The following is a 19245-nucleotide window of genomic DNA, read 5'->3' as shown; positions in this document are numbered from 1 at the left end:
AGGGGGAGTGCTCCTTTCAGGAATTTTCTGTTTCTCCGATATTGGGCAGCCTAGCCGCTACGCTGATGTCGGAGATATAATTTTTTACTTGGTATAAAAACAAGATCGTATCATAGTCAGCAGGCTTTATCAGGCTGGCTTGATCATCTGTGTATTTACTTAGGTTGACAAAGGTAATAGACCGGTAATGCAAAGACAAAAACTGAAGCAAAGGTTTTGCGTATTCATCGCCAAACAAAAGCAGATCCTGACCGGTATCAATGGTAGTGTGAATTTTGGTAACGCCGCAATCTTGTCCCAAAAATACATCCATTGCGTTGGGGGTATTCAGCGTCTCGTAATAGTACATGGAACTGGAGGTCTGGCTTTTTGTTCCTTCATAGCGGATCACACGGTCTATTACAGTGTTCGGGGCATAGGTGTATAGGTCGATTCGGTCGGGTGAGCCTTTTCGGACCAGGGTTTTTTGATAAAGGTTTCCCAAATAGTCATACTGGACATGCTCAATATTAAAAGAATCGCTGGAGATAGCCGATAGTCCCATACTGGTGACTAGGCTGCCATAGGCTGTATATGCGCCAAGCGACGTCCAATTGGAATCGGTGTGGTAATATAGATCCTGTTTTTGATTTGCCAAAAGCGCTGTGTGGACGTCGATTGCACTGACATCCTGTAAAGCTCCATAATCCGAGGCGGCAGTTTTGCTATAAGCTGAGTTATTACTTGAAAGCGACGTGTTTTGCTTGCTGTCCCCGTAAATGTTGGTGATAAACGAGGTTTGGTCCAGAACATTAGGTGCGTCTGGCATTTGTTCCCGGTACACTTCCTGTGCAGAGGGGACCAAAGAAAAATAGATCGGAATGTCTTCCCCGTATCTTGATACAAATTGGTTGACCGCTTCGGTATTCCGGCGTGCGGTAATAGGGTTCGCGGCTCCAATGTTTTCGACCAAGCGGTCTTTTAAGCAAAAAACCTGATCTATTTTGGGGCCGGAGATCAACAAAGAAAGGTGATTGTTTGCCTGTATAAAAAACTGGCTTCCGGGGAGCCTGTTCTGTAGTGTTTGGTTCCATCTGGAAATTTTATTTTTGTGTAGTTCCAGGGCGCTGGAGGCAGGGACAGAGGCCTGCGGTTCTGCCGAGGGCTTCTGCGGCCATACAAGCGCTAGCACGCCCAGCGTCAAGCTTAAAACACATCCCATGACCGGGGAGATCATCTTTTTGTTCATAGAGGGGAAACCCTCCTTTCCAGTGGTTTAGAAGTGGACGAAAAAGGTTGTGCCAATACCGGCCCCGCCCGCCAAAATAAGCAGGCACAGCAAGGTCAAAACGATTTCGCTGGCGATCCGCAGCCCCAAGGCCGCCCGGGAAGATCTTTGCTCGCATTTTAATCCAAGATTATGGATCAGGCTGCCGCTTCCCAAAATACAGATCAGCAGGATCACTGCGTAACAGCCCAGCAGGTAAAGGCTGGTGCCATCTGCAAAAAAGCTGCCTCCGCCGGCAAACAGCTCGCCCCACGAACCGGCGTTTCCGGTGAACATTGCTTTATAGTATGCCCAAACCTGAGTAACATCTTTGATTTCAAAGATGACCCAAGCGCACAGGACGATCACAATGGTGTAGATCCGTTGGATCAAAATAGGCAGTTTTTCGAGCAGGGGGGAAAGGAACAGCTGCTCCACTGCGATCAATACCCCAAGGACTAGACCCCACAGCAAAAAGTTCCAGCCGTTCCCGTACCAAAGTCCCATTAAAGCCCATAAAAGGATGAGGCGGAACATGGTGATCAAAAACGAATCATGCTTTTTCCCCAGCGGGGAGATCACATAGGATTTGCACCATACAGTGAGGGAGATGTTCCACCTGCGCCAGAAATCTGTCAGGCTTTTGGCAGTATAGGGGGAATTGAAATTCATGGGGAATTCAAACCCAAGTATCTTGGCGATCCCGCGGGCCATATCGGTATAACCGGAAAAATAAAAGTAGATCCCAAACGCGAACCCCAAAATCCCAAGCCATGCGGTCAGGACGGGAAGGGTGGCATAATCCATTTCCTTCACGGTTTTCCATAACGAAAGCATTGTATCTGCCAAGACCAGCTTTTTTGCCAGCCCCCGGATAAATAGATTATATCCTTTGGAAATGGTGTTTGCGTTGGTCTGGCGGCTGACGACCGTTTCTGAAATGTCGCTGTACCGTACGATCGGACCGCAGATCATCTGCGGGAACATGGAAAGGTACATGGCAAAAGAGACAAAGTGCCTTTGCACCTTGACGCGGTTACGGTAAAGATCCGCCAGATACGAGATCCCCTGCAAGGTATAAATAGAGATCCCAATCGGGATCAAAAAGTCAAAGCCAAGCTTACTTTCTGCCGGAAGAGTCAGAAAGCTGAAATAGAATAGTTTGTGTTTCATGAAAAGAAGGCAGATCACATTGATACATACCCCGATGATCAACGGGACCCGCGCGCGTTTTTTGCTGCGCCGGTACCGGTAGATGGACAGGCCGCACAGGTAATCCGCCACGATCAAACATGCTAAGACCGGAAGCGCGGGCAGGGCGGAGCAGGCATAAAAGACGAGGTTCTCCAGCAGCAGCACTAAATTCCGGTAACGTGCAGGCGTTAAAAGATAGACCAGCACAGCGGCCGGTAAAAATAAGAAGATAAACGGGATACTGGAAAACACCATGCGGGTCACTCCTTTCTATTGCTCTTGTGCAGGGAGGTCGAGCTCTCCCCGCAGCTTTTGGTATTCTTCATAGGTGATGAGACGATTGATGACCTGCAGCAGGGCATTGGTGGAAAGATAATGGGGAAGCCCAAGCCTTTTTAACAGCCTTGCCCGCTTTTCCGAGCTGTTTTCCCCGCCAATCAGCCCGTCCTCCAGAAAATCAGCGCGGGTGATCTGGCGCCCGGCAGGCGGGGCCTTCTGGGAGGTTACGCCCTGTTCCTCCAGCAGCTTTTGCAGCAGTTCGATGCAAAGCCCTTCAACGCCCAGCGTGCCCTCCTTGGAGGGAGCGGATTTACGCTTTTCCTTTCCATGTATCTGTGGGATGTACACATGGATGACAGGGGCATCTTTTACAACGGAGCGCACCAGATTCCGGATACGGAATCCTGCAACATCGGAATCCGTCATGACGATCAATCCCTGTTTTTTCGCAAGGGTACGGATCAGCTCCCGCTTTTCTTTATCTTTAAAGATGCGGAAACCGTCGGTTGTAAGGATCATCCCATCAATAAAGCTTTCCAGCTTTATTTTATCATATTTTCCCTCCACCAGGATCACCTGGCGGATCTTTAGCTTCTCCATCTGTTCTTCCTTCCTAGCGGGCCGCCATCATCTCGCCTAACATCTGCTCCAAGATGATTCGGTTGTCCAACCGGGAGGATTTTAACAGGCGGTCTGCCTTTTCCAGGCTTTCCATGCACCGGCGGATCTGCCCCAGGGAAAAACGGGAAAGATCCTGCCCAAGTTTTTGGATCTGGTATTTGGAACGGTAATGGAAATCAGCCATCACCTGTTCATTGGAAACGCCTGCCGCCTTTGCCGCTTTGACCCGGTACAGGCTTAGAAAGGAGCTGGATAAAGCGCCTAAGATCATGACTGGCTCCGTGCGCAGATAAAACAACCTGTCAAGAATAGAAAAGGCCTGCTCATATCGGTTTTTTAAAATCGCGTTGGACAGGTCAAACGCTGTGTTCTGGATTGAGGAAACACAAAGGAGATCCATGCTCTGCGCAGTGACCGTCCCGTTCTCCCCGGCGTAGCACAGCAGCTTGTCCAACTCATTTAAAATCATGGCGTACTGGGAGCCGCACTGCTCGATCAGCCGTTCGCATAACTCCGGTGCCATGGTGACGCCTGCTTTTTGACAGCGGTTTAACACCGCTTTTTTTAAGGCTGCCTTATCTTGAAAAGAAAATTCGGTCACAACGCCGTTTTTTTCAACGGCCTCATAAATTTTCTTGTATTTCGCATTTTTCTTCGGCTCAACGCTTTGCCGGGTGTCGTAAAGCACCAGTACAGTCGATGGATTCGGATTTCCCAGCATGGATATAAGCTGTTCTAAATCCTGCTTTGCGAGCTTGTCAAGGTTCCAGTTTTTTATGGTGATACAACGGTATTTTGCCATCATCGGCAGGGTTTCATAAATGCTTTTCAATTCCCCAGCCGAAAGGGCGTCGTCCTCGTACCGGTGCAGATTAAATCCCTCAAAGGCGGGCTCCACAGTCTGGCTGACGATTAGATCCACGGTATTCCGCATCAGCTGGATCTCCGGGCCGTAGAAAAAGTAAATCGGCGCGATCTCGCCCGAACGGACCGATTTCATCAGTTTATCGCTTTTTACGGTCGGCATGAAATTCCTCCTTTAATGGATTCGGGAACAGATCCCGTCTTTTTTGATTTCAAACTGGATTGCTTCCCGCTTCGCAGTTTCGTAAAGCTGGTCGCAGAGCACAGGCCGCCATTGCTTTTCTAAAAGGATCAGGTGTTCGGCTTTGATTTCGGTGAGATCTGTGACGGAGCCAGATACAAAGACTGTTTGCGCCTGCGTTTGGCGTAGCTCGTCCAGACAACTAGAGAGGAGCATCGAGTACCCGTGGTAATTGATTTGGACGCCAAACTTTTCCCCGTGATCATGTATGGTGAAGGAGGCGTCGAAGCCATCCGTTGTTTGGATCTCAGACCCAAATCCGATCGGCTGGATCTGTGCCGCATGCTCTTCCATCATTTGCCTGCAGGCGGTGTTTTCTGGGTTGTACAGCAGGTTTTGGACCGGCATTGCCTCAGCCAGATTCACCGTGTCCTGATATTCCTCAAAATCTGGGTACAGTAATACTAAAGTATTGATCTGATGGACCCCCATCCGTTTCAGGTAACGGTAAGTGGATTCATCAATGTAATCGTCGTCACTGCAGGAAAATACAATCGCCTGAAACCGGTCAATAAACACCACATTAGAGGTCGTCCCATCACCAATTACCGCGACTCGGCCCGTGTCATATAAAAACAACAGAGAAAGCGCATTGCTGATCAGGAAAAAGCATACAGAAAATAATAGGAATGGAACTGCCAGCCTGCGGCGTTTCCAAAATAAAAGCCCCATCACAAGAAAAAGCAGGCAGATGACAAACCATGCCCCTAAAGCCGGATAGTCCAATCCCATAGAAGCGAATGGCAGAGAACCGAAAAACCGGGCAATGCCGTTTTGCAGGTCAATGAAAAACTGCTCTGCCGCGGTCAAAAGATGGAGCAAGACCTCTGGCGTTGGAATCGCCACGAAGAGCAAAACAAAGATCCCAAAAGCAATAATCACAGATGCAGTCGCCGTGGTAAACAAATTGCTGATAGGCGCGATCAGGGATATAGTCCCAAACGAAGCAAAATAAACCGGCAGCAAAAATAAATTCGCGCTGAAGGTCAAGGATAAAAGTCCGGTTATTTTCACTGCGGACGGGGAGGTCAGCCCCAGCTTGCGGCAGACCCAGTCCTGACAAGGTTTTGCACACAAAAGAATGCCTAATGTAGCAGAAATAGACATCAGCAAACCTATATCCATTATAGCATAAATGTCGCATAAAACAATGAAAAAACCAGCACAGCACAAAGAATTTACAGAATCAGCGCGCCGGTAACACAGGCGGCCGATCTGTAAGATCAGGATCATCCCGCCCGCACGCATGGCAGATCCGCTCATGCCGCTTATGACTACAAACCCTATCGTGGCTGTCATTTGCAGGATGACCGCCAGCCGGCGGGGAACACGGAACAGCCGCAGCAGCAGAAACAAGGCTCCGGATAGGATCGCTACATGAACGCCCGAGATCGCCAGCAGATGGACTACGCCCGCATCGGTATAATTCTGCTTTAGGGCAAAGGGGATCCCGCTTCTATCTCCCAGCAGCATACTGTTTAGGATCGAAGCCGCCTCCGGGGAGAAATACTGCTCAGCCTTAGCGCGCAAAAAGCGGCTGCATTCATTCACATAGTATCGGAAAGAACGCTGCTGCGCCGGCGTTACCGTTACCGCCGCGTCACCATCGTAGTAGGAAAGCAGCAGAATATGCTGTCCGCGGTAGTAGCGCGCGCCGTCAAAATAGCTGGTGGTGTCCGGCGCGAAAAAACGTACCGGCAGGGTGATCTGATCTGAGATCTCCACCTCCAGCGGCTGGTTGGTATAAAGCAGGCTTTCAAACGAAACAGGCACTGATCCACTTGGCTCTATCCCGATTTGATAGCTGTATTTCTGGTTTCCGCGGGAGGTGATTGACTTCACCGTTGCGTGGATCTCGACCGTCTGCTCCTGTAAAGGAAGAACTTGTTCCTCCCGCAGGGTGTTGGGCAGGAACAGGCCGAATGCCAAGGCGGCCGAGCACAGGGCCGTGCAGGCAATGACCCGTTTTTCTCTAGAGAAAAAGAAAAGGACTGTAAAAAACGCAAGGATACAAGCCGCCAGTCCGACGGCTTGTATCCCCGCGTTTAAAAAGGAAGCAAGAAAAGCCGCTGTTAAAAAGCTTCCGCCGATTATACAAAACGGTCTTTTCATGCTGGATCCTTCCTCTCATTTCAATATTTAGATTAGCCGGGAGGCCACGCTAAACAGCGCTTTGCCAGCACATGGAAGTGCAGGTGCCCAACCGTTTGCCCGCCGTCCTGGCCGCAGTTGTTGACGATCCGGTACCCGTTTTCCAGTCCCAGCTCCTTTGAAAGCTTGCTGATCACTACAAAGATGTGCGCCACAACGCCGGCATTCTCTTCCGTCAGCTCATCGGCGCTTTTTATATGCGTTTTCGGCACTACCAAAAAATGTACCGGCGCTTGCGGGTCAATGTCGTAAAAAGCGTAGCATAACTCGTCTTCGTGCAGTTTGTTAGACGGGATTTCCCCGGCAATGATTTTACAGAACAGGCAGTCTTCCATTAGAACGCCCCTCCTTTTTCAATTTTGTTATGGTAATACTTTTTCCAAGATCGTTGGCACAGCCAGCAGCGCCTCGTCGATCTTTGTCTGGTCGGCAACGCCCGCCATCGCGCTGTCCGGGCGTCCGCCGCCCTTGCCGCCGGTTATCGCCGCCGCCTCTTTTACGATCTTTCCGGCGTGAGCGCCTAAAGCGACCGCTTCTTTTCCGCACACGCAGAGCATATTCGCCTTTTCGCCGTTAACACCCACTAAAACGGCAACTGTGTTCGGCGCTTCCGATCTCAGTTTATCTCCCATTGCGCGCAATGCCTCGGTGCTGATGTCGGTCATCATGGCCGATACCACCCGGCAGCCTTTGATTTCTGTCGCATTATCCGCCAAAGAACCAAACTGCATGGCCGCTAGTTTTTCATTGAGCATTTCGATCTGCTGGTTCCGTTCTTTTAATTCCTGCATCATGGAACCGCATTTCCCAACCAGCTCCGCCGGGTTGGAAAGCTTTAATTCTGCCGCAGCCTTGTGAAGCGTAGCTGTGGTTTCCTGAAGCAGTTCCAAGATCTGCATCCCGGTTTTGGCTTCGATTCTGCGAACGCCTGCCGCGACGGAGGATTCGCTCACGATTTTAAACAGCCCGATCTTGGAGGTGTTGTCAACGTGCGTGCCGCCGCAGAACTCAATGGAGTAGCCGCCTGCGTTTACGACCCGGACGACATCGCCGTATTTTTCCCCGAACAACGCCATAGCGCCGGTCGCTTTTGCTTCTTCGATCTTCATTTCCTTTACTTCAACAGGCAGTCCTTCAAAAATCTTCGCGTTGACAATCATTTCCACGGTCCGGATCTCTTCCGGGGACATCGCCTCAAAGTGGGAGAAGTCGAACCGCAGGGTGTGGGCGTTGACAAGCTGTCCGGCCTGATGGACATGATCGCCAAGAACTTCCCGCAAAGCAGCTTGAAGCAGGTGCGCAGCCGTATGATTGCGCTTAATGGATTCCCGGATGGCGTTCATCACTTCCAACTGTACGGTTTCGCCGACCTGAAGCATACCTTCCTTGATTTCGCAGGAATGCAAAAACAATCCGGTCCCGGTTTTCTGAACATCCAAAACCTCCGCGGCGCAGCCGTTTGCCGTCAGTCGTCCCTTGTCCGCCACTTGTCCGCCGCTTTCCGCGTAGAATGGGGTAATGTCGACAACAACGGTCGCTTTTTGTCCGGCCGCTGCGGTTTCCACCTTTTCGCCGTCCACCAAAAGCGCTAAAATTTTCCCTTCAGCTTTTAGGGCGTCATATCCTACAAATTGGGTCTTCACCCCCGCAAGCCCCAGCGTTTCATCTGCCCAGGCAACATCATCCTGCGACATTCTTGCTTTTCTGGCACGCTCCCTTTGCACGTTCATCAGTTCCGTAAAGGAGACCTCGTCGATGTCAAAGCCTTTTTCCGCGATGATTTCCCGGGTCAGGTCGATCGGGAAACCATAAGTATCGTACAGACGGAATGCATCCTGTCCGGACAGGGTTTTCTGTTCTTCACCGTTCTGCATGCTCTCCATGATCTGATTTAAGATCTCAAACCCTTTTCCAATGGTCTTGTTAAAGTTTTCTTCCTCGATCTTAATGATTTTTTCCAAGAAGTTCTGTTTTTCTTTCAGTTCTGGATAAGCGGCCTCATTTTCTTTTACTACTGTGGAAACCACCCTGTATAAGAATGGTTCGTTGATCCCAAGCAGCCTGCCATGACGCGCCGCCCGGCGAAGCAGCCGCTTTAACACATAGCCGCGCCCCTCGTTGGCTGGCATCACGCCGTCCGCCAGCATAAATACCGTGCTGCGGATATGGTCGGTGATCACCCGCAGAGAAACATCTTTGGTTTCGTCTTCGTGATATTTTACCCCGGCGATTTCACTGATGTGCTTCATGATATTTTGCACGGTATCCACCTCAAACAGGTTGTCTACCCCCTGCATGATGCAGGCAAGGCGTTCCAGCCCCATCCCGGTGTCGATGTTCGGATGCTCCAAGCGAGTGTAATGCCCCTCTCCGTCATTGTCAAATTGGCTGAATACCAGGTTCCAGAATTCTACATAGCGGTCGCAGTCGCATCCTACAGCGCAGTCCGGTCTGCCGCAGCCCTTTTCTTCGCCGCGGTCAAAGTAGATCTCAGAGCATGGGCCGCACGGGCCTGCACCAATTTCCCAGAAGTTGTCCTCTTTTCCAAGGCGGACGATGTGGGAAGGGTCCACTCCCACTTCATTGATCCAAATGTCGCGCGCTTCATCATCGTCCTCGTAAATGGATACCCACAAACGGTCTACCGGGAGCTTCAACTCCTCAGTGATAAATTCCCAGGCCCATTTTGTCGCTTCGTGCTTAAAGTAATCGCCAAACGAAAAGTTCCCCAGCATTTCAAAAAAGGTGCCGTGACGCGCTGTTTTCCCAACGTTTTCAATATCCGGGGTACGGATACATTTTTGGCAGGTAGTGACCCGCTTGCTGGGCGGCGTTTCCTGCCCCAAAAACCATTTTTTCATTGGAGCCATACCCGAGTTGATCAGCAGCAGACTCTGGTCGCCCTGCGGCAGCAATGGGAAGCTGGGCAGGCGGGTGTGTGCTTTTGTTTCAAAAAAGCTTAAGAATTTTTCACGCAGTTCGTTCAAACCGGTCCATTCCATGATGATTTCCCCCTCTTGGTCATAAGTAAAAAGCAAAAAAGAAAAGAGCCCGTCATATCATAAAGTATGATATGGGACGAAGGCTCTTTCAAGTTCCGTGGTACCACCCAAATTGCGGGTACCTTGACAGTATCCGCCGCTTGTTTTCCCCTTAACGCGGGATACGGGCAGTTCAGCCACTGCCGGCTCCAAGGTGGCTTCCGAAAACAGCTTGCGGGGCTTTTCAGCCAAGAGCCCGTTCTCTGTTGCAGGCGGTTTGTTCCGGTTGGTCTTTTCATTGCTTTTTGATAGTATATCTTTTTTCTTATTATACTGTGTTTTGACGGGACTTGTCAACTCAAATTTCCAACAGAGAAGCCGTCTGAACCACCTTGGGGATTGTGCAATAACGCTATTTTTCCCGCAATTTCGGAAAAAACAGGGGAAGCGCTTTTGTTCCCGCTTTCCGCGTCTTCTGCGATCACAGCGATTACATATTCCGGGTCTTCGGCCGGGGTGAACCCGACAAACCAACCGTTTACCAGCTCGTCGCCGTCTGCATAGACGCCGGTCTGCGCGGTCGCGGTTTTTCCACCGGAGGTGGTATAGGGGGATCGGGCGTTTTGTCCTTCCTGCTCTACGCAGTCGATCAAAAACTCCTGCAGTTGTTTTGCTGTTTGGGGCTGCATAGACCGGATACCGCTTGGCAGTTCCTTCTGTTCTACCCATTCGCCTTTTTCGGTTACGATCCCTTCTACCAAGGAAGGGGAGGGGGTGATACCGCCGTTTGCCACTGCGCTGAGCATCTGCGCCAACTGAACAGGGGTGCCCAGCAAGTTCCCCTGTCCAAAACTGAGGTTTGCCAGTTCACCGTCCGACAGTGTTTTCGGCAGGATCCCGGCTTGGGTGGAAAGCCCGGGGGCAAGCTCATATCCTTTCCCGAAAGATAGGTCTTTCGATACGCGGAGCAGGTGCTCCCGGTCTAAATGCATCCCAAGATTGATAAAATAAGGGTTGCAGCTGTTTACGATGGCTTCCTGCATGGAAAACTTGCCGTGCCCGGCTCGGTTGTGGCAGTGCATGACCACGTCTCCCAACTGGTAGCCGCCTTTGCATTCGTAGGAAAAGCTGGGGTTGATCCCCTCTTCCAGTGCCGTTGCTGCCACGGCGATTTTAAAAGTGGAGCCTACACTTAACGGAGTGAATGCCCGGTTGATCATAGGAGAATCCGGATCCTGCATCGCTTCGGATAAACGGTACGGGCTGTAGGTGGGAAAGCTGCACACAGCGCGAAGCTCGCCGGTTTTGCAATCCATTACAACGACCGCTCCTTTTTCTAGGCTTTGCCCGGCTTCCTCGCAGATTTTTTGGATGCGCGAATCCAAGGTTAGAACAATACCGGAATCACTTTCTTGGGAATAGCTCACTTTAGGCTTGGTGCCCGGGATTGTCCGTCCCATCGCGTCCAGGGTATAGGTGATTTCAACGGTTCGTTTGCTCTGTTCCAGCAGGTCCTGATAGCTTTTTTCCAGCCCTGAAACACCTTTGCCTTCCGAGAGGTAGCCGACTAGGTGCGCGGCTGTCTGCTCCTGCTCATAGCGGTTGTAAACCGGAAAAACGATGATGTTGTCATCGTCGACATCCTGTGTATTGACCTCGTGTAGAAAGGGTTTGGCTTCCTGCAATTTTTCCTGGACTTCCTGCTTATTAAGGTCGGTGATTTGGGCGACTAGCTCTGCATTCTCCTGCGTTACTAAAATGGCCGCCATCAGTTTCTGGGACTGGTTGACCAGCGGAAGACGATTAGTGTCGTATAGAAAGCCGCGGCTGACTGTCAGCTCCAAGGTGTAGCTGGATTGGCTTTTTCCGGCCGTCACATAAAAAGGGTCGGCCCCGATCGAACCAATCCTTAAATAGAGCAGGGTAAATGCTAGGCACATCGTACAAAAAATACTGATCAGCCGTTTCCACATACTGTTTCCTCCACTCTAAAGCTCACTGCATTGTCTGTTTCTGGTTGAATGGAAAGGCGGCCGGAGAATGAAAACAGGGTCGCGGCAAACAGTAAAATAAAACACAATACCGGAACAGTTTTTCGCATCATAAGATCGTCAGCCTCCTCATGCTTTCCAGTTTTTTCTTCGCTATTATTTTTAACCGAAAAACAGGAGCTTATTCCGGGCTGTTTCTAACAATCCTATGAAGTCATGGAAAACGAGGACAAAAAACTTGCATTTGCTTTCAAATCATGGCAAAATAGGAGTAACAAAAGAATGAACATGAGAACATGGAGGAAGTCGACTTATGAAGCATCAGTTTGTGTTGGTACTGGATTTCGGCGGTCAGTATAACCAGTTGATCGCACGCCGTGTCAGGGAATGCAGTGTCTACTGTGAAGTAAAATCATATCAGACGCCGATCGAAGAGATTCGGGCATTAAACCCAGATGGCATTATCTTTACCGGGGGGCCAAACAGCGTTTATTTGGAAGAATCGCCGCGCATCGGGAAAGAGATTTTTGAACTGGGCGTTCCTGTTTTGGGGATTTGCTATGGCTGCCAGCTGATGGCGCATGTCCTAGGCGGGACAGTTACCTCTGCCAATGCAACAAGTGAATACGGAAAGACAAAAACATATTTTGACAAGGCTTGCGCCCTGTTCCGGGAACTTCCTGATTCCGGGATTACATGGATGAGCCATACCGACTACATCAATGAATTGCCGGAGGGCTTTTCTGTGACCGCCCATACCGATTCCTGCCCGACGGCAGCGATCGCGGACCCGGTACGGAAATTATATGGACTTCAGTTTCATCCGGAAGTTCTCCACACGGAAAACGGACTGGATATGCTGCGCAGCTTTCTCTATGAAGTGTGTGGCTGTACCGGGGACTGGAACATGGGAAATTATGCCCAGACCGCGATCAATGAGATCCGGGAAAAGGTCGGCGATGGGAAAGTTTTGCTGGCGCTTTCCGGCGGGGTGGATTCTTCGGTATTGGCTGCCCTGCTTTCCAAAGCTGTAGGCAAGCAGCTTACCTGCATCTTTGTTGACCATGGGTTTATGAGAAAAAATGAGGGCGACGAGGTAGAGGCGGCGTTCCGGGATTGGGATGTCAACTTTGTTCGCGTAAACGCGGCCGACCGTTTCTTTGCACGCCTGGACGGGGTGGAGGAACCAGAAGCAAAGCGCAAGATTATCGGGGAAGAATTTATCCGGGTATTTGAAGCGGAAGCGAAAAAAATCGGAACAGTGGATTATTTCGCACAGGGGACGATCTATCCGGATGTTATCGAATCCGGCGCAGGTGACGCCGCGGTGATCAAGAGTCATCACAATGTGGGCGGTCTTCCTGATTATGTTGATTTTAAAGAAATCATCGAGCCGCTGAGATTGTTATTTAAAGATGAAACCCGCCGGCTTGGCATGGAACTGGGACTTCCGGATTATCTGGTTTGGCGCCAGCCCTTCCCGGGCCCGGGTCTTGCGATCCGTATTATCGGACAGATCACCCCAGAAAAGGTTGCGATCTTACAGGATGCCGACTATATCTTCCGGGAAGAAATCGCGCTTGCCGGTTTGGATCGGGACATCCATCAGTATTTCGCGGTGCTGACCTCGATGAGAAGCGTTGGAGTAATGGGTGACGGACGGACCTATGACTATACTTTGGCGTTGCGCGGGGTCACGACAACGGACTTTATGACCGCCGATTTTGCCCGGATCCCATATGATCTGCTTGCGAAAGTTTCCAGCAGGATCGTTAATGAGGTCAAGCACATTAACCGGGTTGTCTATGATGTGACCACTAAGCCTCCGGCAACGATCGAGTGGGAATAAAACGAAGTACCGTAAAAACCCAGTATTTATGCGGGTTTGCGGCGCTTGGAGAAGTCTTTTGATAACAATTTGATAACAGCCATACAAGAGCCATTATTCTTGTAATCCAGTGGTTTATGGGTTGCAGAATGATTGACAAGCGGTTGTGTGGCAAACGAAATCCATATTAGAAAGCCCTTAGCTGTGGGTAATAACTCATAGCTAAGGGCTTTTTGCCGTTCTTATTTGTCTTTTTTGAGCTTGTCCTGAAATGCCTCCACCAGCGTATCGCTTAACTCCTGCGAGGGGACTTTCTCCCAGATCTGCGTGGTATCGTATTTCGGATAGTAGTAACGCCAGCGGTCATAATCGTCCTTGCTGATTTCACCGGCAGAGAGCTTGTCCGCCTGCTCTTTCCAAGCATGGAGCATTTGCAGCATCTCGTAAGCCTCTTTGCCCTTGTCCCTGCTGACTTTCAGACAAACTTCTCCGTCCGCTTCGCTGACGGTCAGCCCATAAACATCTTCAAGGGTAAATAGGGTATGCATGAGACCGATCTGACTGTCAATGTCGGGGACATCAAGCGCCTGCGGGGAAACATCAAGCACCTGCGCCAACGCAGCCGTTAAATCCGCCTTCGGTTTGCGGGAGCCTGTTTCATATTGCGCCAAGCGCACATCGGCGCTCCTTTCGGGAAAACCGACAGCCGTACCAAGATATTTTTGCGTCATACCACGCAGAAGTCTAAAAAAATGGATTCTCTCACCAATCGCCATAGTGTTTACACTCCTCGCTTATGTATCTCTGCAATCAGTATAAGAACCTGTCAAGCACCGGGTAGTATTTTCTGCGAAAATCTCCACCCTTTCCTGCCTGACAGAACCTTGAACTGGTCACTGTTTCATTCTACAACCAGTATAGCAGATATGCTTAGTGAAAGTCAAGCGAAAATAAAGCAAAAAAGTTTAATGTTTTCTCTCAAACCACTTGAAAAAAGCAAATATGCTTAGCATAATAAAATAACATTAAGCAAATAAGTTTAATATCTGTTGTGCGTCACGGTAATGGCGTACCCGCCCGGGCAAATCGGAAGGCGGCAAGAAAGTATTCCGACGCGAAATAAATGAATTTGAAAAACAGAAGGAAAGGTGATTTTTATGGAAAACAGATTTATCCGTGCCGATGATGTGGCGCAGGAACTCAATGTATCGAAGCCCTATGCCTATAAACTCATCAGAAAGCTGAACGAGGAACTAAAAGCGAAGGGGTTTATTACGATTGCAGGGCGTGTCAACCGCCAGTATTTTTATGAAAGGCTCTATGGAGCCGGAAAGGAGAAGGAATAATGCCGGTATTCAAAAATGAGGACAACGGTACTTGGTATGTGATGGCAAGGTATGTGAACTGGAAAGGCGAACGTAAGCAGAAATGCAAGCGTGGCTTTACCACAAAGAAAGAAGCGCAGGAATGGGAGCGAATGTTCCAGCTACAGAATTCATCTGACCTTGATATGAGTTTTGAAGCCTTTACAGAACTATATATCAGAGATATAAAAAATCGTTTGAAAGAAAACACTTGGCTGACAAAGGAGCATATTATCCGCACGAAGATACTTCCCTTTTTCGGCAAGCTGAAAATCAGCGAGATTTCTACAAAAGAAATCATCACTTGGCAGAATGAAATGCTTGCTTACCGTGACGAGAAGAAAAAACCGTACTCACAGACTTATCTGAAGACGCTGCACAATCAGCTTTCCGCTATCTTTAACCACGCTGTGCGCTACTACGAGCTGCGCTCTAATCCAGCCGCAAAGGTGGGAAATATGGGAAGCGAGGAACACAGGGAAATGCTGTTCTGGACGAAAGAGGAATATAAGAAGTTTGCCTTTGAGATGATGGATAAGCCCGTTTCCTTTTACGCCTTTGAAATGCTCTACTGGTGCGGTATCCGTGAGGGCGAGCTGCTGGCGCTGACGCCTGCGGACTTCGACTTTGACAAAGAAACGGTCACGATCAACAAGTCCTATCAGCGCCTGCACGGAGAAGATGTGATTACCTCGCCGAAAACAAAGAAAAGCAACCGCACTATTAAAATGCCGCATTTTCTCTGTGAGGAAATGCAGGAGTATCTTGGTATGCTCTACGGACTCAAAAAGAAAGACCGTATCTTTACGGTAACGAAAAGCTACCTTCATCACGAGATGGACAGAGGTGCGAAGGCCGCAGGCGTGAAGCGTATCCGCATTCATGACTTACGCCACAGCCACATAAGTTTGCTAATCGATATGGGCTTTTCAGCGGTGGCGATTGCTGACCGTGTGGGATACGAGAGCATTGAAATCACCTATCAGTACGCTCATCTGTTCCCGTCCAAACAGACGGAAATGGCGAAGCGATTAAACGATTTAGGAAAAGGAGATTTTGAAAATGTCAGCTAAGAACAGAGATAACAAAAACCGTTGGAGGAATATCACGGTAGGTTTTCGGGTATCGCCCGAAGAAAACGAACGCATTAACAAGGCGGTTGCTTTATCGGGATTGCCGAAGCAGGAATACTGCTACCGCCGCTGTCTGAATCAGGATGTGGTGGTGCAGGGCAATCCGAGGGTGTATAAGGCTCTGAAACAGGAGCTTGCCGCTGTCCTTACGGAGTTACAGAGGATTGAAGCGGGAAACGGTGTAGATGATGAACTGCTCGATGTCATTGAACTAATCGCCGTGATTCTCGGCGGCTTGAAAGGAGAGGAATAGAATGAATAAGCAAAAAGAAATGACCGTCCGTAACACATCTGTTGGCGCAGATGATAGGCAGTCACTCCATGTAACTAATAACAGTATAACCAATCAAGGCAGAAATATCAATGCTTTTCTTCTGGAAGGCGGTGGTATGAATGGCTGAACTGAAAATTATCAGTATGGACGAAGTCCCTGTGGAAGAAGTGGTGGCTCTGGTATCCCTATATCCCGTTTGGAAAACTGACCATTATTCACGGTGACGGCGGCGAGGGAAAAACCACTTTAATCCTTCAGTTGGCGGCGCTGTTATCGAGGGGAGAAAAGCTCCCCTGCGACAGCACCGAGCGTGAGCCGATCAAAGTGATTTATCAGACCGCAGAGGACGGGCTCGGAGATACAATCAAACCCCGGCTGCTCGCCGGTAATGCGGATTGCTCGCAAATAAAAGTCATAGACGAGTCGGAAGCAACGCTTACTATGCTGGACGAACGCATTGAAAAAGCGATTGTGGAAACAGGTGCAAGAGCGCTTATCTTAGACCCGGTACAGGCGTATATCGGTGCAAAGGTTGATATGAACCGGGCAAATGAAGTGAGAGTTATCCTTTCCCAATTAGGGCGGATAGCCGGGCAATATCGGTGCGCCATTATTTTGGTCGGACACTTAAATAAAGCGCAGGGGAATAAATCCAATTACAGAGGGCTTGGTTCCATCGACTTTCAGGCAACTGCACGGAGCGTTCTGATTGTCGGCAGGTTAAAAGATAATCCGCAGATAAGGGTGATGGTGCAGGACAAGTCCTCCCTTGCTCCAGAAGGCGAGCCGATTGCTTTTGAGCTGGGCAAGGAAAACGGCTTTCGCTGGCTCGGTCATTATGATATATCGGTGGACGATCTATTAAGCGGAATTCCAAAAGAAAAGAAATCCGAACAGGCGGAAAATTTAATACTCGAATATCTTTCAAAGGGCAAATATCCGCAGAAGGAGATGGTAAAGAAAGCACAGGCGATTGGTATCTCCAAGCGTGTGCTGGACGAGGCGAAGAAGGCGCTGAATGTCCAATCTCTCAAAGAGGGCAGTCAGTGGTACTGGGAGCTTCCCGAAAAAACGGAGTGAGGGTTTTCAAGGTTGCAACATTGCAAAAACTGGCACACCTGCAATCTTGCAATGTTCCTTTTTCGGGAAGTGATAAAGTTTGGACGGGGTTGCAAGGGTGTCCTTTTCAAAGGACAGCCCTTGCCCCTCGGAGAGCCCACGACATCTTTGCAACCGTCAGGTTGAAAGTGTCATAGTGAGTTTACGCACTTTGAAAAAGGTGCGTAACTGCGCTGTTCCACAGTATCGCAAAACGAAGGGAGGGATACGAATGCCGAAGGGAGATTTCAGCGTTGCCCGTGTGGAAAAGCGAACGAGAGCGAGCGTCGGAAAGTTTGAACGGCACATCGAGAGAAAAAATGAAAGCTATGAAAATATGAATGTTGACTTATCCCGCACGCCCATGAATGTTCATTTTCAAGGGTGCGGCGAGCTTACCTACAACGAACATCTGGACAGGCTGATTGAGGACGGAGTGGTATCCTTAAAGGGACTGAAAGCAGACGCAACAGTCTTTAACGAGATGATTTTGGATGTGAATACAGACTATTTCGAGAGAAACGGCGGCTATGATTTCGCCTGCCGATTCTATGAAGAAGCGTTCCATTTTGCAGAAAAGCTCTATGGAAAAGACAAAATTGTTTCCGCAGTCATGCACGCTGATGAGTTGAATATCGCTATGACTGAAAAGTACAGAAAGCCGATTTATCACTACCATCTGCACATTATGGCGCTGCCTGTGGTGGACAAAGAAGTGCGTTGGTCGAAACGCTGTAAAGATCCGGCGCTGATAGGAACTGTGAAAGAGGTGATTCATCAAGTCAGCCATTCAAAGAAATGGAAATCAGAAAAAGCGTTGGACGAAAGCGGAAATCCCGTACTAAATAGTAAGGGGAAACCCGTCTACCGTGCTTCATACAGCATTTTACAGGATAACTTTTACGAATATATGAAGGACGCAGGATTTGAGGGCTTTAACCGTGGCGAGCGAGGAAGTACAGCAGAAAATCTAACTTCGTTGGGGTATAAAATCCAGCAGGACGAAAAAAGGCTGGCGGATATTGAACAGAAAATTGCCGCTGAACAAGTCCGATATAACGATAACCACAAGGCGTTTATGACCTTTGCGGAGATCGACAGCTCAGGAAAAAAGTCCTTCACGGGCAAATACACGGTATCGGCTGAGGATTACGAAAAGCTGACAACGCTGGCAAAGCGCAGCTATTCGGCGGTATCCGAGGCACAGCGTTTGAGAGAAGAAAACAAAAATCTGTCCCGTCAAATATGGTCGCTGCAAAGCGAGGTTTCAAAGTTAAGAACTGCGCTGCGGGAGCTGACCGAAAAGTGCAGACCGTACCTTGAGGCATTAAAGATTGCGCCGCAAAAGGTCAAGGAGTTTATCAGCGTTATTCTTGAAAAATTCAAAAAGCAGGAAAAAAGCATTTATTATGAGCCGATTTCGGCTCGTGAACGACAGTTATCTGAGCGTGGGAAACGCTCTAAAAATAAAGATTACGAAAGGTAGGTAAACGAAATGGCAAAAACGATTTTTGAAGAAATGGGCGGTGCTTATGTACGGCAGGGAGATTATTTTCTCCCTTGCCTGTCCTTACCCGCCGAAAAAGAAAACAAGCCTGTTGGCGTATGGGGACAGCGGCACCTGCGCTATCTCAAACAGCACCGCAAAGTACTTTATACCAATCTGCTTACAAGCGGTAAGTTGAACAGTTATCTTGCGGATATTGACGAGCAAGCAGAAGATTTGTTCTTTCGGCTGGTAAACCAGATGGTGGAGCGTGAGGGCGTGACCGAGCAGCTAAAGGCGGAAAATCGGATAGAATGGGTCGGCCGGATGAATAACATTCGCAGCAGGGCGATGGAGATTGTAGATTCAGAACTTATTTTCACGGTATAATTACAACGGCGGTAGAGATTTCTCTCTACCGCTTTTAGAAAATTATTTAGTTGATAATATCAATTAAATAATTTATAATATCAAGTGCAATTTCTTCAAGGAGG

Annotated in this window: 18 protein-coding genes; 8 read left to right on the top strand and 10 right to left on the bottom strand. The window is 49.2% G+C overall.

Features of this window, described 5'->3' with window-relative positions; translation table 11 throughout:
* Positions 1–16: 16 nt before the first annotated feature.
* The 9 genes from CIB36_RS08300 to CIB36_RS13305 all read right to left on the bottom strand — a co-directional run bounded on the left by CIB36_RS08300 (position 17) and on the right by CIB36_RS13305 (position 11681).
* A complete protein-coding gene (locus CIB36_RS08300) occupies positions 17–1228 on the bottom strand; it encodes a DHHW family protein (RefSeq protein WP_093989113.1) in 1212 nt (403 codons plus the stop codon).
* Between the two features lie 27 nt (positions 1229–1255).
* Positions 1256–2695: an MBOAT family O-acyltransferase gene (locus CIB36_RS08295; RefSeq protein ID WP_093989112.1), complete on the bottom strand. Its 1440-nt coding sequence runs from the start codon at positions 2693–2695 to the stop codon at positions 1256–1258.
* Between the two features lie 15 nt (positions 2696–2710).
* Positions 2711–3319, bottom strand: a complete 609-nt coding sequence (locus CIB36_RS08290) for a toprim domain-containing protein (RefSeq protein WP_093989111.1) — start codon at positions 3317–3319, stop codon at positions 2711–2713.
* A 13-nt stretch (positions 3320–3332) separates the two neighbouring features.
* A complete protein-coding gene (holA, locus tag CIB36_RS08285; protein ID WP_093989110.1) occupies positions 3333–4367 on the bottom strand; it encodes a DNA polymerase III subunit delta in 1035 nt (344 codons plus the stop codon).
* Positions 4368–4379: 12 nt separating this feature from the next.
* On the bottom strand, positions 4380–6557 hold the full coding sequence (locus CIB36_RS08280) for a ComEC/Rec2 family competence protein (protein ID WP_093989109.1): 2178 nt from the start codon (positions 6555–6557) through the stop codon (positions 4380–4382).
* Positions 6558–6589: 32 nt separating this feature from the next.
* Positions 6590–6931, bottom strand: a complete 342-nt coding sequence (locus CIB36_RS08275; protein WP_093989108.1) for a histidine triad nucleotide-binding protein — start codon at positions 6929–6931, stop codon at positions 6590–6592.
* A gap of 27 nt (positions 6932–6958) precedes the next feature.
* Entirely contained in the window at positions 6959–9598 is a 2640-nt protein-coding gene (gene alaS / locus CIB36_RS08270) for an alanine--tRNA ligase (RefSeq protein WP_093989107.1), read from the bottom strand.
* A 332-nt stretch (positions 9599–9930) separates the two neighbouring features.
* The gene (locus CIB36_RS08260; protein ID WP_093989105.1) at positions 9931–11550 is read right to left on the bottom strand and encodes a peptidoglycan D,D-transpeptidase FtsI family protein; all 1620 of its coding nucleotides are present in this window, start codon (positions 11548–11550) and stop codon (positions 9931–9933) included.
* The gene (locus tag CIB36_RS13305) at positions 11535–11681 is read right to left on the bottom strand and encodes a hypothetical protein (RefSeq protein ID WP_158662637.1); all 147 of its coding nucleotides are present in this window, start codon (positions 11679–11681) and stop codon (positions 11535–11537) included. The genes CIB36_RS08260 and CIB36_RS13305 overlap by 16 nt, the downstream gene beginning before the upstream one ends.
* Before the next feature lie 200 nt (positions 11682–11881).
* Between CIB36_RS13305 and guaA the strand changes: the two genes are divergently transcribed.
* Complete coding sequence (guaA, locus tag CIB36_RS08255; RefSeq protein WP_093989104.1) at positions 11882–13417, top strand: glutamine-hydrolyzing GMP synthase; 1536 nt, start codon at positions 11882–11884, stop codon at positions 13415–13417.
* Between the two features lie 221 nt (positions 13418–13638).
* Here guaA and CIB36_RS08250 read toward each other — a convergent pair whose 3' ends face one another.
* On the bottom strand, positions 13639–14172 hold the full coding sequence (locus CIB36_RS08250; RefSeq protein WP_093989103.1) for a helix-turn-helix domain-containing protein: 534 nt from the start codon (positions 14170–14172) through the stop codon (positions 13639–13641).
* A gap of 381 nt (positions 14173–14553) precedes the next feature.
* On the opposite strand from CIB36_RS08250, the gene CIB36_RS08245 reads away from it, so the two are divergent.
* The 7 genes from CIB36_RS08245 (at position 14554) to CIB36_RS08220 (ending at position 19141) form a co-directional block, all read left to right on the top strand.
* A complete protein-coding gene (locus CIB36_RS08245) occupies positions 14554–14742 on the top strand; it encodes a transcriptional regulator (protein ID WP_003532935.1) in 189 nt (62 codons plus the stop codon).
* Positions 14742–15833 (top strand): site-specific integrase, encoded by a 1092-nt coding sequence (locus tag CIB36_RS08240; protein ID WP_093989102.1) that lies wholly within the window; start codon positions 14742–14744, stop codon positions 15831–15833. Before CIB36_RS08245 ends, CIB36_RS08240 begins: the two co-directional genes overlap by 1 nt.
* Positions 15823–16146, top strand: coding sequence for a plasmid mobilization protein (locus tag CIB36_RS08235; protein ID WP_093989101.1), 324 nt, complete (start codon positions 15823–15825; stop codon positions 16144–16146). Before CIB36_RS08240 ends, CIB36_RS08235 begins: the two co-directional genes overlap by 11 nt.
* A gap of 1 nt (position 16147) precedes the next feature.
* On the top strand, positions 16148–16294 hold the full coding sequence (locus CIB36_RS13300) for a hypothetical protein (protein ID WP_158662636.1): 147 nt from the start codon (positions 16148–16150) through the stop codon (positions 16292–16294).
* Positions 16295–16356: 62 nt separating this feature from the next.
* Positions 16357–17247 carry an AAA family ATPase gene (locus tag CIB36_RS08230; RefSeq protein WP_324612423.1) on the top strand — a complete coding sequence of 297 codons (891 nt, stop codon included), beginning with the start codon at positions 16357–16359 and terminating at the stop codon, positions 17245–17247.
* Positions 17248–17497: 250 nt separating this feature from the next.
* Positions 17498–18751 (top strand): plasmid recombination protein, encoded by a 1254-nt coding sequence (locus CIB36_RS08225; RefSeq protein ID WP_093989100.1) that lies wholly within the window; start codon positions 17498–17500, stop codon positions 18749–18751.
* A 9-nt stretch (positions 18752–18760) separates the two neighbouring features.
* Entirely contained in the window at positions 18761–19141 is a 381-nt protein-coding gene (locus tag CIB36_RS08220) for a TnpV protein (protein WP_093989099.1), read from the top strand.
* The last annotated feature ends 104 nt before the right edge of the window (positions 19142–19245 follow it).

Source organism: Massiliimalia timonensis (assembly GCF_900186585.1).
Taxonomy (GTDB): domain Bacteria; phylum Bacillota; class Clostridia; order Oscillospirales; family Ruminococcaceae; genus Massiliimalia; species Massiliimalia timonensis.
Note: the sequence above shows the minus strand (reverse complement) of the source record. Positions and strands in the feature narration are given on the sequence as shown.

Coding starts and splice junctions, on each gene's coding strand:
- CIB36_RS08300 (WP_093989113.1), bottom strand. CDS start 1,228: ATGAACAAAAAGATGATCTCCCCGGTCATGGGATGTGTTTTAAGCTTG.
- CIB36_RS08295 (WP_093989112.1), bottom strand. CDS start 2,695: ATGGTGTTTTCCAGTATCCCGTTTATCTTCTTATTTTTACCGGCCGCT.
- CIB36_RS08290 (WP_093989111.1), bottom strand. CDS start 3,319: ATGGAGAAGCTAAAGATCCGCCAGGTGATCCTGGTGGAGGGAAAATAT.
- holA (WP_093989110.1), bottom strand. CDS start 4,367: ATGCCGACCGTAAAAAGCGATAAACTGATGAAATCGGTCCGTTCGGGC.
- CIB36_RS08280 (WP_093989109.1), bottom strand. CDS start 6,557: ATGAAAAGACCGTTTTGTATAATCGGCGGAAGCTTTTTAACAGCGGCT.
- CIB36_RS08275 (WP_093989108.1), bottom strand. CDS start 6,931: ATGGAAGACTGCCTGTTCTGTAAAATCATTGCCGGGGAAATCCCGTCT.
- alaS (WP_093989107.1), bottom strand. CDS start 9,598: ATGGAATGGACCGGTTTGAACGAACTGCGTGAAAAATTCTTAAGCTTT.
- CIB36_RS08260 (WP_093989105.1), bottom strand. CDS start 11,550: ATGTGGAAACGGCTGATCAGTATTTTTTGTACGATGTGCCTAGCATTT.
- CIB36_RS13305 (WP_158662637.1), bottom strand. CDS start 11,681: ATGATGCGAAAAACTGTTCCGGTATTGTGTTTTATTTTACTGTTTGCC.
- guaA (WP_093989104.1), top strand. CDS start 11,882: ATGAAGCATCAGTTTGTGTTGGTACTGGATTTCGGCGGTCAGTATAAC.
- CIB36_RS08250 (WP_093989103.1), bottom strand. CDS start 14,172: ATGGCGATTGGTGAGAGAATCCATTTTTTTAGACTTCTGCGTGGTATG.
- CIB36_RS08245 (WP_003532935.1), top strand. CDS start 14,554: ATGGAAAACAGATTTATCCGTGCCGATGATGTGGCGCAGGAACTCAAT.
- CIB36_RS08240 (WP_093989102.1), top strand. CDS start 14,742: ATGCCGGTATTCAAAAATGAGGACAACGGTACTTGGTATGTGATGGCA.
- CIB36_RS08235 (WP_093989101.1), top strand. CDS start 15,823: ATGTCAGCTAAGAACAGAGATAACAAAAACCGTTGGAGGAATATCACG.
- CIB36_RS13300 (WP_158662636.1), top strand. CDS start 16,148: ATGAATAAGCAAAAAGAAATGACCGTCCGTAACACATCTGTTGGCGCA.
- CIB36_RS08225 (WP_093989100.1), top strand. CDS start 17,498: ATGCCGAAGGGAGATTTCAGCGTTGCCCGTGTGGAAAAGCGAACGAGA.
- CIB36_RS08220 (WP_093989099.1), top strand. CDS start 18,761: ATGGCAAAAACGATTTTTGAAGAAATGGGCGGTGCTTATGTACGGCAG.